Annotated in this window: 13 protein-coding genes; all 13 read left to right on the forward strand. The window is 73.1% G+C overall.

Features of this window, described 5'->3' with window-relative positions; translation table 11 throughout:
- Positions 1 to 78: 78 nt before the first annotated feature.
- The 13 genes from ACOKGD_RS03800 (at position 79) to ACOKGD_RS03860 (ending at position 17032) form a co-directional block, all read left to right on the forward strand.
- Complete coding sequence (locus tag ACOKGD_RS03800; RefSeq protein ID WP_342336693.1) at positions 79 to 639, forward strand: hypothetical protein; 561 nt, start codon at positions 79 to 81, stop codon at positions 637 to 639.
- 170 nt (positions 640 to 809) lie between these two features.
- Positions 810 to 2300, forward strand: coding sequence for a diaminopimelate decarboxylase (gene lysA, locus ACOKGD_RS03805; protein WP_342336692.1), 1491 nt, complete (start codon positions 810 to 812; stop codon positions 2298 to 2300).
- Positions 2297 to 3601 carry a homoserine dehydrogenase gene (locus ACOKGD_RS03810; protein WP_342336691.1) on the forward strand — a complete coding sequence of 435 codons (1305 nt, stop codon included), beginning with the start codon at positions 2297 to 2299 and terminating at the stop codon, positions 3599 to 3601. Before lysA ends, ACOKGD_RS03810 begins: the two co-directional genes overlap by 4 nt.
- A 2-nt stretch (positions 3602 to 3603) precedes the next feature.
- Positions 3604 to 4572 (forward strand): homoserine kinase, encoded by a 969-nt coding sequence (gene thrB, locus ACOKGD_RS03815; RefSeq protein WP_342336689.1) that lies wholly within the window; start codon positions 3604 to 3606, stop codon positions 4570 to 4572.
- 144 nt (positions 4573 to 4716) lie between these two features.
- Positions 4717 to 6720 carry a transcription termination factor Rho gene (gene rho / locus ACOKGD_RS03820; RefSeq protein WP_421355083.1) on the forward strand — a complete coding sequence of 668 codons (2004 nt, stop codon included), beginning with the start codon at positions 4717 to 4719 and terminating at the stop codon, positions 6718 to 6720.
- Between the two features lie 13 nt (positions 6721 to 6733).
- Complete coding sequence (gene prfA, locus ACOKGD_RS03825) at positions 6734 to 7813, forward strand: peptide chain release factor 1 (RefSeq protein ID WP_342336685.1); 1080 nt, start codon at positions 6734 to 6736, stop codon at positions 7811 to 7813.
- A gap of 92 nt (positions 7814 to 7905) precedes the next feature.
- Positions 7906 to 8556: a cell wall protein gene (locus ACOKGD_RS03830; protein WP_342336683.1), complete on the forward strand. Its 651-nt coding sequence runs from the start codon at positions 7906 to 7908 to the stop codon at positions 8554 to 8556.
- Between the two features lie 8 nt (positions 8557 to 8564).
- Positions 8565 to 10316: a DUF4012 domain-containing protein gene (locus ACOKGD_RS03835; protein WP_421355084.1), complete on the forward strand. Its 1752-nt coding sequence runs from the start codon at positions 8565 to 8567 to the stop codon at positions 10314 to 10316.
- 65 nt (positions 10317 to 10381) lie between these two features.
- Positions 10382 to 11071: an RNA polymerase sigma factor gene (locus ACOKGD_RS03840; protein ID WP_421355085.1), complete on the forward strand. Its 690-nt coding sequence runs from the start codon at positions 10382 to 10384 to the stop codon at positions 11069 to 11071.
- On the forward strand, positions 11068 to 11538 hold the full coding sequence (locus tag ACOKGD_RS03845) for a hypothetical protein (RefSeq protein ID WP_342336679.1): 471 nt from the start codon (positions 11068 to 11070) through the stop codon (positions 11536 to 11538). The genes ACOKGD_RS03840 and ACOKGD_RS03845 overlap by 4 nt, the downstream gene beginning before the upstream one ends.
- Positions 11539 to 11619: 81 nt before the next feature.
- Entirely contained in the window at positions 11620 to 13239 is a 1620-nt protein-coding gene (locus ACOKGD_RS03850; protein WP_342336678.1) for a S8/S53 family peptidase, read from the forward strand.
- A gap of 186 nt (positions 13240 to 13425) precedes the next feature.
- Entirely contained in the window at positions 13426 to 15903 is a 2478-nt protein-coding gene (locus tag ACOKGD_RS03855) for a CHAT domain-containing protein (protein WP_342336677.1), read from the forward strand.
- A gap of 274 nt (positions 15904 to 16177) precedes the next feature.
- On the forward strand, positions 16178 to 17032 hold the full coding sequence (locus ACOKGD_RS03860; RefSeq protein ID WP_342336675.1) for a glycosyltransferase: 855 nt from the start codon (positions 16178 to 16180) through the stop codon (positions 17030 to 17032).
- The last annotated feature ends 37 nt before the right edge of the window (positions 17033 to 17069 follow it).

The following is a 17069-nucleotide window of genomic DNA, read 5'->3' on the forward strand; positions in this document are numbered from 1 at the left end:
CAAGCCGCCCACGCCGCCTCGCCCCACGCCCCCTCGCTCCGCCCCCGGGAGCCCGTCCGGCGCCGTTAGTCTCGCCGCATGTGGAGTGACGACGACGTGCGGGCCGCGGCGGCCGAGTGGAGCTGGCTTCCCGAGGGGTCGCGCGTGCGGCGGGGCGAGCTGACCATCGTGCAGCGCCCCGCCTGGTTCGGCGGGCATGTCGCCGTGGAGCGGGTGGACTCGGCGCGGCCGGCGGCCGAGCTGGTCGACACCGCGGTCGCGGTCGCCCGCGAATGGGGCGACGGCGCGCTCGAATGGGCGCTGTCCGACCGTGACGATCCGGCGCTGGCCGAGGAGCTGGGCGCGCGCGGCGCGGTGGTGGTCGAAGAGCTCGACGTGCTCGGGCTGCCGCTGGACCCATCCGCGCGACTCGCGCCCGGGCTCGGTGCCCGGCGGGTGGCGACGCGCGACGACGTCGTGGCGGTGGGGCGCATCAACAGCGCGGTCTGGGGCAACGCCGAGCCGGACGAGGAGCGGATCCGCGAGGTGCTCAGCGAGGAGGGGGCGCCGATCCGCGAGGGCGCCGTCTTCCGGCTCCTCGCCGAGCTCGACGGCGAGGCGGTCTCGACCGGCGGACCGCGACCTCGGCGCCGATCCTGACCCGCACGGGCTTCCGACGCTACGGCGGCGAGTCGGCGCTGGCGCCTGACGCTCTGACTTCACAGGGCGTCACCCGGGGTCGGGCCGCGGGGCGGCGGTGCCATAGACTCGGGGCACCCGCGGACGCGTGATTTCCCGCCCCGCGGACAATCCCATCCCGAAGGTGATCCGTGTCAATCGACGCTTCCGACCATCAGACCACGCGCATCGCGCCCGAGTGGCTCACCGAGCCCTCCGACCCGAATGACCTGGCTCCGGGGGTGTGGCCCGCCTCCGCGCATCGCGAGGACGACGGCGCCCTGGTGCTCGCCGGCATCCCGGCGCCCGAGCTCGCGCGCACGTTCGGCACCCCGGTGCTCGTGCTCGACGAGGGCGAGGTGCGTTCGCGCGCGGCCGGCACCCTCGCCGCGTTCCGCGACGCCGCCGCACGCCACGGCGGCACGGCCCGCGTGTACTACGCAGGCAAGGCGTTCCTCTCGTCCGAGGTGGCCCGCTGGGTGACCGAGGAGGGCCTGAACGTCGACGTGTGCTCGATCGGCGAGCTGACCGTCGCGCTCGCCGCGGGGGTGCCCGCGGCGCGCATCGGTTTCCACGGCAACAACAAGCGCGTCTTCGAGCTCGAGAGGGCGGTCGAGGTCGGCGTGGGCACGATCATCGTCGACTCCGAGATCGAGATCGAGCGCCTTGCCGCCATCACCGAGCGCCTGGACCGCCGGCAGAACGTGCTGGTCCGCGTCAACAGCGGTGTGCATGCCGACACCCACAGCTTCCTGGCCACGGCGCACGAGGACCAGAAGTTCGGCTTCGCGCTCGAGGCGGCCGTGCAGGCCGTCGAGCGGATCCATGAGCTGCCGCTGGTCGACTTCGCCGGCCTGCACTGCCACATCGGCTCGCAGATCTTCGGCGTCGCCGGCTTCCGCGAGTCGGCGTCGCGTGTGGTCGAGCTGCACGCCCTGCTGCTCGAGCAGGAGCGCTTCACCGCGCTCACCCCCGAGGGCGAGCCGGCCGAGCCCCTGCTGAACCTCGGCGGCGGCTTCGGCATCGCCTACACGCGCGCCGACACCCCGAGCCCCATCGCCGAGCTGGCCGACGGCATCGTCGATGCCGTCGCCGACGAGTGCGCGGTGCGCGGCATCGAGCTGCCCGTCCTCGCGTTCGAACCCGGTCGATCGATCATCGGCACCGCCGGTGTCACGCTCTACGAAGTGGGCACGATCAAGTCGGTCGCGCTCGGCGAGGGCGAGGGCCGCGCCGAGCGCCGTTACGTGTCGGTCGACGGCGGCATGAGCGACAACGCGCGCCCCGCGCTGTACGGCGCGCAGTACTCGGCCCGCCTCGCGTCGCGCGAGGGCGTGGACGCCCCGGTGCTCAGCCGCGTCGTGGGGCTGCACTGCGAGTCCGGCGACGTCGTCGTCGAGTACGAGTACCTGCCCGGCGACGTCGCCCCCGGCGATCTGCTCGCCGTCGCGGCCACCGGCGCCTACACCGCCGCGCTCGCCAGCAACTACAACCACATCCCGCGCCCGCCCGTCGTGGCGGTCGCGGACGGACGCGCCAGGGTCATCGTGCGGGGCGAGCGGATCGAGGATCTGCTCGCGCGCGATGCCGGCATCGATCCGGCACCTGCGGCCTCCGAGCCGGCCGGAAAGGGAGAAGCATGAACGACACCCGCACCCTTCGGATCGCCCTGCTGGGCGCCGGATCCGTCGGCTCGCAGGTCGCGAACCTGCTGCTCACCCAGGCCGACGAGTTCGCCGAGCGCGCCGGGGCCACGCTCGAGCTCGCGGGGATCGCGGTGCGCGACGTCGAGGCGAAGCGCGACATCGAGCTGCCGCGCGAGCTGCTCACGACCGATGCCAAGAGCCTCATCGAGGGCTCCGACATCGTCATCGAGCTGATGGGCGGCATCGAGCCGGCCCGCACGCACATCCTCACCGCGCTGAACTCGGGCGCCGACGTCGTCACGGGCAACAAGGCGCTGCTCGCGACCCACGGCGCCGAGATCTTCGACACAGCCGACCAGCTGGGCGCGTCGGTCTCCTACGAGGCGGCCGTGGCCGGTGCGATCCCGATCATCCGCCCGCTGCGCGACTCGCTCGCGGGCGACCGGGTGCAGCGCGTCTTCGGCATCGTCAACGGCAGCACCAACTTCATCCTCGACAGCATGGACCGCCAGGGCCTGTCGGCGGAGGAGGCGCAGCGGATCGCGACCGAGCTCGGCTACCTCGAGGCCGACCCGACGCTCGACCTCGGCGGCTACGACGCGGCCCAGAAGGCCGCGATCATCGCGAGCCTGGCGTTCCACACGCAGGTCGCGCTCGAGGACGTGCACCGCGAGGGCATCGAGCACATCACCGCGGGCATGATCGAGGGTGCACGTCGGGCCGGCTACACGATCAAGCTGCTCGCCGTGGCCGAGCGCCTGGAGGGCGAGGAGGGCGAGTCGATCTCGGTCCGCGTCTACCCCGCGCTGATCAGCCGCGAGCATCCCCTGGCGAGCGTGCACGGCGGCAACAACGCCGTCTACGTCTCGGCGGCGGCGGCGGGCGACCTGATGTTCTACGGCGCGGGCGCCGGCGGCCTGCAGACCGCGTCGGCCGTGCTGGGCGATGTCGTCTCGGCCGCCCGCCGCCACATCGCCGGCGGCATCGGCGTGGGCGAGTCGCCCCGCCAGAGCCTGCCGACCGCGCCGATCGGGCGCATCACCACGCGCTACCAGGTGACCCTCGAGGTCGCCGACGAGCCGGGCGCCCTGGCCGAGATCGCCACCGCCGTCAGCGAGGCCGGGGTCTCGGTCGCCACCATCGAGCAGACCCCCTCGGCCGACGCCGAGGGCCGCGCGCACATCGTGATCGGCACGCACCGGGCCCTCGAGCAGTCGCTCAGCGACACGGTCGCGCGTCTCGCGGCCAGCGACGTCGTCGAGCGCGTGGTGTCCGTCCTGCGCGTGGAAGGCGAGTGAGCGTGGGGGAGCACTCCGCCGCCGCGGGCGAGCCGGGCCGCACGGTGTTCGTGCGTGTGCCGGCGACGAGCGCCAACCTCGGCCCGGGCTTCGACAGCCTGGGGCTCGCGCTCTCGGCGTACGACGAGCTGACGGTCACGGCGCTGCCGGCCGGAGAGCTCGACATCGAGGTGACGGGCTCGGGGGCGGACGAGATCCCTCGGGACGCCTCGCACCTCATCGTCACCACGATCCAGCACGTGTTCGAGGCCTTCGGGCGCACGGCCCCCGGCCTGCGCCTCGTGGCGCGCAACGGCGTCCCCCACGGCCGGGGCCTCGGGTCGTCGGCCGCCGCGGTCGCCGCGGGCGTGCTCGCGGCGGCGGGGCTGCTCGCCGGCGACGTCGACCTGACCGACGAGGATCTGCTGCGCATGGCGAACGAGGTCGAGGGTCACCCCGACAACGTCGCGCCGGCGCTGTTCGGCGGGCTGACCATCGCGTGGCTCGACGAGAACGGCGCGCCGCACCACAAGAAGCTGCTGGTGCACCGGGGCGTGGCCCCCGTGGTGTTCGTCCCCGAGACGACGATGTCGACCAAGACGGCGCGCAGCGTGCTCGGCCCCGAGGTGCCGCGCGAGGACGCCGTGTTCAACGTCTCGCGCTCGGCCCTGCTGATCGCCGCGCTGACCCAGAGCCCGGATCTGCTGCTCGCGGCGACCGAGGACAAGCTGCACCAGAACTATCGCGCGGCCTCGATGCCCGAGACCGACAAGCTCGTGCGCGCGCTGCGCGCGGCCGGCTTCGCGGCCGTCGTGTCGGGCGCGGGCCCCAGCGTGCTCGTGCTCGCCGACGGCCCGGGCCGCCGCGCCGAGGCGGCCGAGCTGGTCGCGCAGGTGTCGGACACTCCGTGGGAGACCCTCATGCTCGCCGTCGATTTCAAGGGTGGTACAGTGAGGGAAACCCCGGTGGGTGCCGCTCGGCACGATTCTTGACCACCACTTTCGCAATCTGCGAAGCCCCGCACAGGTCCTCCGACCAGCTCACTGCGCAGCTGCTCACCTGAGCAGCTGACCTTCGAGCGCCTGGGCGACCACCGCGCGTCTCAGACGCGCGCCCGACGTGCATCGGGCGAACACATGACGTTCCAGCTAGAGGAGCAACTCGTGGAGACCATCTCCGAGACCCAGAACGAGGCCGCCGCTGTCAGCGAGCAGCCCGAGACCACCACGGCGTCCGACGCCCCCGTGAAGAAGGCGGCGCCGCGCAAGCGCGCCCCCCGTCGCGCGAAGTCGACAGACACCCCCGAGACCCCGGCCGCGACCGAGACCCCGGCAGAGGCGCCGGCGGCCGAGTCCGCGCCCGCCGATGCCGCACCTGTCGAGGCCGCGCCCGTCGAGGCCGCGCCCGAGAAGCCGAAGCGCGCCCCGCGCAAGCGCACCCCGAAGGCCGCGCCGGCCGAGGAGCTGCCGATCGAGGTTCCCGCCGAGGAGGCCCCCGCCGAGGAGCCCGCCGCCGAGGAGACCCCCGCCGAGGAGCCCGCCGAGATGACGGCCGACGCCGACGCCGCCGAGACGGACGCCGAGGCGCGCACCGAGGGCGAGCAGGCAGAGGGCGAGCAGGCCGAGGCCTCCGCCGACGCCGAGGGCGAGCAGACCGAGGGCGACGCCGCCGAGTCCGGCTCGGGCCCGAGCCGTCGCAGCCGCAGCCGTTCGCGTAGCCGCAACCGCAAGAAGGACGGCGGCGAGAGCGAGCAGGCCGAGGGCCAGCAGCAGCCGGCCGAGGCGGCGCAGCAGGCCCCCCAGAACCAGCGTGGCCAGGCGGCGCAGAACCCCCGCAACCAGCGCGGTCAGAACCAGGGCGCCCCGGTGCAGGACGACGCCGAGCAGGGCGGTCGCAACGGTCGCAACGCGCGCAACAAGCGTCGCGGCAACGAGACCGCCGACGAGTTCGAGACCGAGATCACCGAGGACGACGTCCTGATCCCGATCGCGGGCGTCCTCGACGTGCTCGACAACTACGCCTTCGTGCGCACCACGGGCTACCTGCCCGGCCAGCAGGACGTCTACGTCTCGCTCGGCCAGGTCAAGAAGTACAACCTGCGCAAGGGCGACGCCGTGGTCGGCGCGATCAAGCAGCCCCGCGAGAACGAGCAGCAGGGCCGCCAGAAGTACAACGCCCTCGTCAAGGTCGACTCGGTCAACGGCCTGTCGGTCGAGGACGCCGCGAACCGCGTCGAGTTCTCGAAGCTCACGCCGCTCTACCCGCAGGAGCGCCTGCGCCTCGAGACGGCCCCCGAGAAGCTGACCCAGCGCATCATCGACCTCGTCGCCCCGATCGGCAAGGGCCAGCGCGGCCTCATCGTCGCGCCCCCCAAGGCGGGCAAGACGATCGTGCTGCAGCAGATCGCCAACGCCATCGCGCACAACAACCCCGAGGCCCACCTCATGGTCGTGCTCGTCGACGAGCGCCCCGAAGAGGTCACCGACATGCAGCGCACGGTGAACGGCGAGGTCATCGCCTCGACGTTCGACCGCCCCGCCGAGGACCACACCACGGTCGCCGAGCTCGCCATCGAGCGCGCCAAGCGCCTCGTCGAGCTGGGTCGCGACGTCGTTGTGCTGCTCGACTCGATCACCCGCCTCGGTCGCGCGTACAACGTCTCGGCGCCCACGTCGGGCCGTGTGCTCTCCGGCGGCGTCGACGCCTCGGCGCTCTACCCGCCCAAGCGCTTCTTCGGCGCCGCGCGCAACATCGAGAACGGCGGATCGCTCACGATCCTCGCGACCGCGCTCGTGGAGACCGGATCGAAGATGGACGAGGTCATCTTCGAGGAGTTCAAGGGCACCGGCAACATGGAGCTGCGCCTCTCGCGTCAGCTCGCCGACAAGCGCATCTTCCCGGCCGTCGACATCAACGCGTCCTCGACGCGTCGCGAGGAGATGCTCCTCTCGTCGGACGAGGTCAAGATCACCTGGAAGCTCCGCCGCGCGCTCGCGGGCCTCACGCCCGAGCAGGCGCTGGGCACCGTGCTCGACAAGTTCAAGGAGACCTCCTCGAACGTCGAGTTCCTTGTCCAGATGCAGAAGTCGATCCCGGCGGCCGGCGGACGCTCGTCCGGCCACGAGAACGACATCCGCTGATCCGGATCCGTCGATGTTCGAATCCGTCGACGCGCTGATCGACGAGCACCGCCGGGTGCAGGAGGAGCTCTCCGACCCGGCGGTGCACGCCGACGCCGCGCGCGCGAAGCGGGTGAACCGGCGCTACGCCGAGCTCAACCGGATCGTCCAGGCGCATGAGGCGTGGAAGGCCGCGGGCGACGACCTCGAGGCCGCCCGCGAGCTCGCCCACGAGGACGAGATGTTCGCCGAAGAGGTCCCCGTCCTCGAGGAGAAGCTGGCCGTCGCGCAGGAGAAGCTGCGCCGCCTGCTGATCCCGCGCGACCCGGACGACGCGCGCGACGTGATCATGGAGATCAAGGGCGGCGAGGGCGGCGCCGAGAGCGCGCTGTTCGCCGCCGACCTGCTGCGGATGTACATGCAGTACGCGGCCTCGAAGGGCTGGAAGACCGAGCTCCTCGACTACAACGAGTCGGATCTCGGCGGCTACAAGGACGTCCAGATCGCGATCAAGGGCTCGTCCTCGGATCCCGCGCAGGGCGTCTGGGCGCACCTCAAGTACGAGGGCGGTGTGCACCGCGTCCAGCGGGTTCCGGCGACCGAGTCCCAGGGGCGCATCCACACATCGACCACCGGCGTGCTGGTGTTCCCCGAGGTGGACGAGCCCGAGGAGATCCACATCGATCAGAACGACCTGAAGATCGACGTGTTCCGCTCGTCGGGCCCCGGCGGGCAGTCGGTCAACACGACCGACTCGGCCGTGCGCATCACGCACGTGCCCACCGGCATCGTCGTCTCGATGCAGAACGAGAAGTCGCAGCTGCAGAACCGCGAGGCGGCCCTGCGCGTGCTGCGCGCGCGACTGCTGGCGCGCCAGCAGGAGCAGCTCGACGCGATCGCCTCGGACGCGCGCAAGTCGCAGATCCGCGGCATGGACCGCTCCGAGCGCATCCGCACGTACAACTTCCCGGAGAACCGCATCGCGGATCACCGCACCGGCTACAAGGCCTACAACCTCGACCAGGTCATGGACGGCGCCATCGAGCCGCTTGTGCAGTCCTGCATCGAGGCCGACGAGGCCGAGCGGCTCGCCGCCCTGGGCGACACCGCCTGACCTCCTTCTCCCCGGATCCGTGTATCAGGATCCGCGGCTCCGCCTCGTGAGAGGTATGGCCCGCGGCTCGCGCGGCCGGGATGGAGAAGGTCATGCTCGGGATCATCGCGGGGGCGGCGCTGGCGCTCGCTCTCGGCGCGCCGGCGTCGGTCGACGACACGTACCCGCCGGAGCAGCCCGTTGGGCCGTCGCTGAACGCCACCGCATCGGCGGAGTGCGTCTCGGACGCCCCGTGGGTCACGTACGACATCACGCTCGTCGATCCGGATGGCCTCTCGACCTCGCGTGACGCGTTCCTCGTCTTCGACAAGGGCGACGAGCATCTCGAGCTGGCGCTGGGCACCTTCGGCCCCGACAACCGCCTCGCGGGCACGGTGCTGTGGCCCGGCTCCGCGGTCGACGCGTCCGGGACCGGATCGGACTGGCCGGGCTGGGTGCTGGCCGACGGTCAGTGGTCCGATGTCGGCGAGGGCGATCTCGGCTGGACGCGCGAGGGCGCGACGATCTCGATCGAGGTGAACCCCGAGGTCGCCGTCGCGGCCACGTACCCGCCGTCGACGCCCGGCTGCGTGCTGCACCCGCGCGGCGTGCCGGCGGTCGTCGCCGCGCCCGCGCAGGGCGCACCGCCGCAGGGTGCGCTGGCCGCGACGGGCCCCGAGCTGCTGGCGCCCCTGATGCTCGGAGGCGGCCTGGTGGCCGGAGGACTCGCCTTCGCGAACGCCCGGCGCCGGCCTCGCGAGTGACGGCCGCCGTGGACGTCCGACGAGCGGTGAGGCGGTCGCTGATCGGCGCCGCCGTGCTCGTGGCCGCCGCGGGGGCATGGCTGGTCGTGCGCGGGGCGCTCGCCGTCGGCGAGACCGTCGCGCTGAAGGCCGCTGCCGAGGAGTTCGAGGCGACGCTCGACGTCGCCGATGCGGATGCGGCCTCGGCCGCGTCCTTCCTGGACCGCATGTCCGGCGACGCGGGGGCGCTCGCCGGGCATGCGCTGACACTGGCCTCGCTGACGTCGGATCCGGTCTGGCGCGCCGCGGAGGTCCTGCCGTTCGCGGGTGCCCAGTTGCGCGCCGCCCGTCTCGGTGCCGCGGAGCTCGCCCGCCTCACCACGGCCGGGCACGAGGTGCTGGTCGCCTCGAGCGCCGTGCTTCGGCCGTCGCGCTCCGACGGCCTCGACGTCGACGCGATCCGGGCGCTCACCCCGCCGCTCGACGACCTCGTCGCGGCGCTGGGTGAGGCGCGCACGACCCTCGACCGCATCGACCGCGGCGAGCTCCTGTCGCCCGTCGCGAAGGGGATCGACACCCTCGACGCGATGATCGACCGCACCGGCCCCGCACTCGAGGCGATGCGCGCGACCGCGCGTGTGGTGCCCCCGCTGCTCGGCGCCGACGAGCCCCGTCTGATCCTGCTGATGCTGCAGAATCCGGCCGAGCTGCGCGCCGCCGGCGGCATCACCGGCACGTTCGTCGCGATCCGCGCCGAGGACGGGGTGATGACCCTCGCCGGCCAGGCCGACAGCTCGGTGTTCCCGCCGACGGAGGCCCCCGACATCACCATCCCGGCCGACGCCTCCACCCGCGCGGACGACGGCGTCGGGCGGTTCGTGCAGAACATCGCCGCGACGCCCGACTTCCCGCTCTCGGCCGAGATCGCCGCCGCCTGGTGGCGCGGACACACGGGAGAGGATGCCGACGCGGTCGTCGCGCTCGATCCGCTGGTGCTGAAGCCGCTGCTGGCGCTGACCGGCCCCGTGACCGTGGACGGCGAGCAGATCTGGGCGGAGCAGGTCGTCGACACGCTGCTGCGCCGGCCCTACCTCGAGCGGGAGCAGGACGCGCAGACCGCGTTCTTCCGCGTCGTCACCGAGACCGTGTTCACGGCAGCACTCGCCACCCCCGCCGAGGCGCCGGGGATGGCCTTCCACCTCGCCCCGCTGCTGGATGCGGGCCGGCTCGCGGTGTGGAGCGCGCATCCCGCCGAGCAGGCCGTGCTCGCCGACACCGCCGCGGCGGGCCTCGCCGCGCGTATGGAGCAGCGACGGGCGCACGCCCTGCTGTTCGACGACCTGACGGGCGGCAAGCTCGACGCCTACCTCGCGGCCTCGATGACGCTCGAGACGACCAGCTGCCGGCCGGACGGGCGCGAGACCACCGTCGTCAGCGCCGAGCTCTCCAGCGCCGTGCAGACGGGCATGACCCTGCCGTGGACGTCTTTCCCGGCCTTCGGCGGCTTCGACCGCGAGGACATCGGGCTGCGTCTGACCGCTCTGGCGCTGCCGGGCGCGGTGGTGGAGGCCGTCACCATCGACGGGGAGCCCGTGCCATGGACGGCTGCGACTGTCGTCGGGCGGCCGGGCGCCGCCACGCGCGTGGTGCTTCCGCCGGGCGGCACGGCCACCGTCGCCTTCCGCTTCGTCGCAGACCCGGGCCCCGAGAATCCGGATCTCGTCCACACTCCGCTGGTCGGAGATCCGCCGATTCATGTCCTCGAGGGGGTGTGCAGGTGAAATTCGCAGACATTCCCGTTCGGGGCTCTTGTGTCGACATCGCTGCTGACGCCAGGATGACCGGCGTGGAGGAAGATCCTCTGCCGCGTCTCCCGGAACTCCCCGAACCAGGAGCCGTCCCCGTCACGTCCCCCCGTGTGACGGATCAGGTGCCCGAGGCACCCGGCGACGATGCGGGAGACCGGCGCGCGCGCTGGCAGGAGGCCGCCCGGCTGTTCCTGCGGTGGCGCGACCAGGGCGACGCCCGCGCGCTGGACGAGCTGGTGAGGCTGCTCAGCCCCGTGCTCTGGCACGTGGTGCGCGCCTACGGCCTCCGCCGCGAGACCGCCGAGGACGTGGTGCAGGCCACGTGGCTCACCTTCGTGCGCAAGCACGACACCATCGTCGACCCGCTCGCGGTGTCGGCGTGGCTCACCATGACCGCGCGGCGCGAGGCGTGGCGCACGGCGAAGATCGACGGACGCGCGGACCCTACGGAGGACGAAGCCCTCGAGCGCCGGATGCCCACCAGCGCCACGGCGGAGGACCAGGCGATGGGAGAGCTCGAGGCCCAGCGTCTGTGGGACGCCGTGGGCGGCCTCGACGAGCGCTGCCGCCGGCTGCTGCGCATCGTCGCATTCGACGACCGTCCGGACTATCGGCGGATCGCCAACGATCTCCACATGCCGATCGGTAGCATCGGACCCACCCGGCAACGGTGCCTGGGAAAGCTGCGTGCGCGGCTGGACGGCCCTGAGGGGATGAGACGGGGATGATCGTGAACGTGGAAAGCGAAGAAGAAGACGGCCGCATGCTCGATGCGCTCGCGCGGATGTGGGAGCGCAAGGACGCCCCGCCCGTCGACCTGGCCGAGCGGATGATCGCGGCGGTCGCGGTCGATGACCTGTCGCGCGAGTACGCGCTGCTGACCGAGGTCTCGGCCGACCGCGCCGCGGTGCGCACCGAGCAGGAGCGCCTCACCCTGCAGTTCAGCGACGAGACGACCAGTGTTCTGCTGCACGTGTCGGCGACCGAGAACGGTCTGCGGCGCGTGGACGGCTGGTCGGAGCCCGCCGTGCTGGCCGCGCGTCTGTCGCAGGATGCCCGTGAGTGGGCGGCCGAGCTGAACGAACAGGGCCGTTTCGCCTTCACGGACGTGGCCCCGGGGCTGTCGTCCGTGCGACTGATCGTTCGCCTGGACGGAGAGCTGAGGGAGTTCATCACGCCGCAGTTCGAGGTGTGATCCTCTCCCTCTGCTGACGGCGGCCCACCCCCGGGGCGCCGAGAGGTGGAGTGCGGCCCCCGCCGCGGAGAGAGGTGACCCATGGCATCCGACGACGGCTCCCAGCCCGAGAACTGGACCTGGCGGGATCGCGCCGCCGGCAGCGTGCCGCGCGGGCGCACCCTCGACCCGACGGTCGACGAGGTGCCCGGCATTCGGGCCTACCCGACGGTGTACGTGCCCGAGGAGCTGCTGGTCTCCGGAAATCGCGCGACACGCAGCGGAAACATCCAGGACCTCGAGCGGGTGGCCGGCGAGCTCGGCTGGACCATCGAGCTGGCGGACCTGCGCGGTGAGCCGCTGCGCGATGCGGAGCAGGAGCCCGACGAGCTGCTCGCGGGGGTGCCCGGCGTGACGCGCGTGCGCGTCGTGGCGGCCGATCCGGACCGTCAGGGCGCGATGCCCTTCGCACCGGACGCGTGGCGGCTGCTGCAGCGCACGCGTGCGCGCACACGCTCACGACTGGCGGGCGTCGGTCTCAACCACGTGCTCGCGATCGACCCGGTGCGGGTGAACCCGTTCACGCAGACGAACCCGTTCACGCAGACGAACCCCTTCACCCAGACCAACCCCTTCACCCAGACGAACCCGTTCGGGGCGGCCGAGTACGCGCAGCCGGGATGCGGCGGACGACAGCCCGTCGCGCACCTCGGATCGGGGCCCGTGCGGGGCGCCGCGCCGCGGCGCGGGCAGCGGCGGCCGGTGGTCGCGATCCTCGACACCGGGTGCGGTGTGCACCCCTGGCTGCCGGACGACGTCGTCACCCGCCGGCTGGATCTCGACGGGGAGCCGATCGGGCTGACGGACGAGGCGGATCCCGAGCGGTACGGCGATCTCTACGGCCAGCTCGACGGCGAGATCGACCCCGTCGCCGGGCACGGCACGTTCATCGCGGGCATCGTGCGGCAGGTCGCGCCCGAGGCGGACCTGGTCACCGTGCGTCTCGCCGACGCGCTCGGCGTCGTCGAGGAGCACCTGCTGATCCTCTCGCTGCGGCAGATCCTCGAACTCGCCCGTCGGCACCGCGCGGGGGAGAAGGGCGGAGCGGCCATCGACGTGATCAGCATGTCGCTGAGCTACTACCACGAGACCCCGGAGGACGGGCTCTACTCGCGCACCCTGTACGACCTGCTCAAGGCTGCGCGCGGTCTCGGCGTCGCGGTCGTGTGCTCTGCGGGGAACGATGCGATCGACCGGCCGAGCTTCCCCGCCTCGCTGTGGGCCTGGCCCGACGCCGACAACGGCATCGCGCCAGACGACCTCGCGGAGCACGTGTCGGTCGGCGCCCTCAATCCGGGCGCCACCTCGGTCGCGCTGTTCTCCAATGTGGGGCCCTGGGTGCGGGTGTACGCCCCGGGCGCCTCGGCGGTCAGCTGCATGCCGGCGTTCGAGGGCGGGCGGCAGGCGGCGACGCGCGAGGATCGCTACGAGCGCCGCCGCCAGACCATCGCGCCCGAGGACTACCGGGGCGGGTTCGCCACGTGGAGCGGCACGTCGTTCGCCGCCCCCTTCGTCGCGGGTCTGATCGCCGCGGAGCTGGGCCCGCTCCCGGTCACGGGAGCGGGCAAGGCGACAGCATCCGGCGGTCCGATCGAGCGATCTCGTGCAGCGACGGAAGCGGCGTTGAAAGTCGTGACAACCGACGACGGCTCGCGGGTGTGAGATGCGCGGCCGGGCAGTGTGCGGACACAGCGTTAGTGCGGGTGAAGGGCATGGGGGGAGCCTTAGGGTAGGGGTTTGCCGGGTCGGCGAATCGGTCGGGAGGCCGGTTCGTCAAGGGCAATACTGCGCCTCTGCGGGCCGCGTGCGAAGAGGCACCCGAAAGAATCACCCACAGGGTGAGGCGCGATGCGCCTGACCGCCGATCACCTCCACGCGCGCGGCGTCGAGCTCACCAATCGAGGCCGTCTCACCGCCGCCCGCCGTGCGCTCCGCGAGGCCGCCGCCCGCGCCACCTCGGCGGAGGAGAGGGCCCGCATCGCCGGCACCCTGGCGTACGTGCTCGCGCGCACCGGGCACCCTGACGAGGCCGAGCGCCTCTGCCGGGAGGCGCTCGGGGCGGGCGCCGAGCTGTCGGCCGAATCGGCGGCCGTGCTGCACGGCCAGCTCGGCGTGCTCGCCGTGGAACGCGGGGACTTCGACGGAGCGCTTCCCCTGCTGGGGCTCGCGATCAGCGCCGAGCGCGACCTGCACCGATCCGGGAACATGTTCATCAACCGCAGCGTCGCGCACATGCGCCTGCAGCGGCTGGCCGACGCCAGGGCCGATCTGGACGCGGCGGCGGAGCGGTACGCGGCCGCGGGGGAGGAGCACAGCCGCGCACTGAGCATCCACAACGCCGGCTACGTCGCGCTCCTCGCGGGAGACCTCGTCTCGGCGCTCGAGCTGATGTCGCAGGCGCGGCCGCTGGCGGCGTCGTCGCCGGTCAACGCCGCGGTCTGCGATCTGGACAGGGCCGAGGTGCTGCGCGAGGCGGGACAGTACAGCGACGCCGAGAGGGCCCTCGAGGACGTCGCTCGATCCTTCGGCGCCGCGCACATGCCGCAGTCGCGGGGGGAGGCGGAGTTCCACCTCGCGCGGTCGCTTGTGACCCACGATCTCGCTCGGGCCGCGGAGGTCGCCGGATCGGCGGCGCGCCGCTTCCGGGGCCTCGGGAGCAGGGCGTGGACCGCCCGCGCCGAGGGGCTGCGCCAGCGGGCGCTGCTGGAGATGCGCGATGCCGGGCGGCGCCGGCCCAGCGCCGAGCAGGTCGAGAGCGCGGCGGTCGAGCTGGAGCGCGTCGGCTTCCCGTCGGAGGCCCAGCAGCTGCGCCTCACGCACCGGATCTCGCGCGCCCGGCGCGGCGAGATCGATCCGGCCCCCATCCGGCTGCGCGACACGGACCCGCTGCCGGTGCGCCTGCTCGTCCACCAGGCTCGCGCCGTGCAGGCGGCGGCGCGCGGCCGCGACGGCGACACCCGCCGGCACGCGGCCGCGGGCCTCGATGCGCTGGCGGCCTGGCAGCAGTCCTTCGGCTCGCTCGATGTCGCCTCATCGGTGGCGATGCACGGCAACGGTCTGATGCTCGAGGGGCTCGGCGCCGCGATCCGCTCGCGCCGACCGGAGGTCGTGTTCGAGTGGTCCGAGCGGGCGCGGCACTTCGCGCACCAGGTGGCTCCGGTGAGGCCCCCGCGAGACCCGGAGCATGCGGCGGATCTGGCCCGGCTGCGTCTGCTGCGCGAGGAGACCGGCGCATCCTGGGAATCGGACACCCGGGCGCGCGAGCTGCGGGAGCGGATCCGCGAACGCCAGTGGGCGACCGTGGGAGACAGCGGCGCCGTGCCGCGGGTGGATATGGAGACGCTGCGCGCCACCCTCCAGCAGGACACGGCCATGCTGAGCTACGTGTACGCGCGCGGCGCCCTCGTGTGCGTGGTGACCTCGGCGCAGGATCCGCCGCGCCTGGTCGACATCGACGCGTCCGCCGTGCTGGACCTGATGCCGGGGCTTCGCGCCGACCTCGACGTGGTGGCCGCCGTCGGGTCCGGGCCGATGGCGAAGCTGGTGCGCGGAGCGCTCGAGGCGCGTCTGTCGGCGCTGTCGCGCGCCCTGATCGAGCCCGCCCTCGCCGTCGCCGGGGATCCGCGCCGCGTGCTGCTGACGGCGCCGGGCATCCTCGCCGGCATGCCGTGGGCGATGCTGCCGGCGATGCGCGGACGCTCGGTGTCGCTCGCGCGCTCCGCCTCGCGCTGGGTGGCCGGGCGCCCGCGCTTCCGCCCCGGCTTCACGGCCGGGTTCGCGGTGGGACCGGGCATCTCCCGCGGGCAGGACGAGGCGGAGGCGGCTGCCTTCGCCTGGGAGCTCAACGCCGCAGGCGCCGGTGCCGCCGGCCACCCCACGGTGCTGCTGGGCGCGAGGGCAACCGTCGAGGCGGTGACCGACCTCGCCGAGCGCGCGGACGTCCTGCACCTGGTCGCGCACGGGCGCCACTCGATCGACGCGCCGCTGCTCTCGGGTCTGCGCTTCGCCGACGGCGACCTCTTCGGCTACGACATCGACCTGATCGACGCGCCGCCGCACACCGTGATCCTCTCGGCCTGCGAGCTGGGACGCTCGTCGGTGCGCTGGGGGGCCGAGGCGATCGGCATGGCCCACGCCTGGCTGCACGCGGGCACCGTGTGCGTGATCGCCGCGCCGGTGACGGTCGCCGACGACGCGGCGGCCGAGTTGCTCGGCGCGCTCCACGGCAGCCTCGCGGCGGGACTCGCGCCCGCTGACGCGCTGGCGCTGGCGGCCGAGGAGACGGGCGTGGTCGCGCCCTTCCTCTGCTACGGCAGCGGGTTCTGAGGGCCGACACGACAAGGCCCCGCGACCGGCGTCGGTCACGGGGCCCGGTGCGACGCGACTCAGCCGCGGAAGAACCCGTACAGCGCCTTCACCCACTCGGGGATGATCGAGATGGCGGCGGTCTTCGAGACATCGTTGGTTCGAGAGAACGGCATGGAGATTCCTGTCTGTCGGGAGGGACCAGGACGAGATGCCCGGTGCGATCATCCTGGCGGTCCCGCCGCGCCCGCGGCAAGGGGTGTATCTGCGCAGGCCTTCCCGGCTCCTTCGGGACATGGCGACCGTCGACCACGTCCTCCTGACGCGATTCAACCTGCCCTCGATCGGGCGCGAGAGCGTGATCCGCGCGCAGGACGGCTGGCTGCGCGAACGGATCGAGCTGTTCCTGCGTTACACCGTGCCGAGTGTCGAGGCGCAGACCGCGCCCGTGCGATGGCTGGTGTACCTCGATCCCGCGAGCCCCGGGTGGCTCCTCGAGAGGATCGGGCCGGCGGTGGCGCGCGGGGTGTTCACCCCGGTGTTCCGCGAGTCGGTCAGCACCGCGCAGATTACGGCCGACGCCCGCGGGCTCACCGGCGCGCGCCGCGAGATCCTGCTCACGACGAACCTCGACAACGACGACGCGATCGCGCGCGACTTCGCCGAGCGCCTGCAGAGCCTGGCGGTCGCGGGTCGGCGCCGTGCGCTGTACCTCGCCGACGGCCTGATCCGCCGCGGCGACGAGGTGTACCTGCGCCGCGACCGCGACAACGCCTTCGTGTCGGTCGCCGAGCCGTGGGAGGGAGCCGTGACCGCGTGGTGCGACTGGCACAACCGCCTGCACCGGCAGATGACGGTCGCCTCGGTGCCCGGCGCCCCCGGATGGATCCAGGTCGTGCACGGGCGCAACGTGAGCAACCGCGTGCGCGGGCGGCTCGCCGATCCGGCGCGGTACACGGCCCTGTTCCCCGGGCTGCTGGACGATGCGCCCGCCGTGGACCCGGCGCGGGTGCTGGCCGACGCATGGGTGCGCCGGCCGCTGCGCGAGAGCCGGGAGACCGTCCGCCGGGCGGCGAAGGAGCTGGTGCTCGCCGCCGTCGGCAAGGACGGCCTCGACCGCATCAAGAACGCTCTGCCCGTCGGCCGCTGAGCCGGTGAGACGGACTCGGACCGGGGTGTATCAACCA

The organism is Microbacterium phosphatis (assembly GCF_049177115.1).
Taxonomy (GTDB): domain Bacteria; phylum Actinomycetota; class Actinomycetes; order Actinomycetales; family Microbacteriaceae; genus Microbacterium; species Microbacterium phosphatis.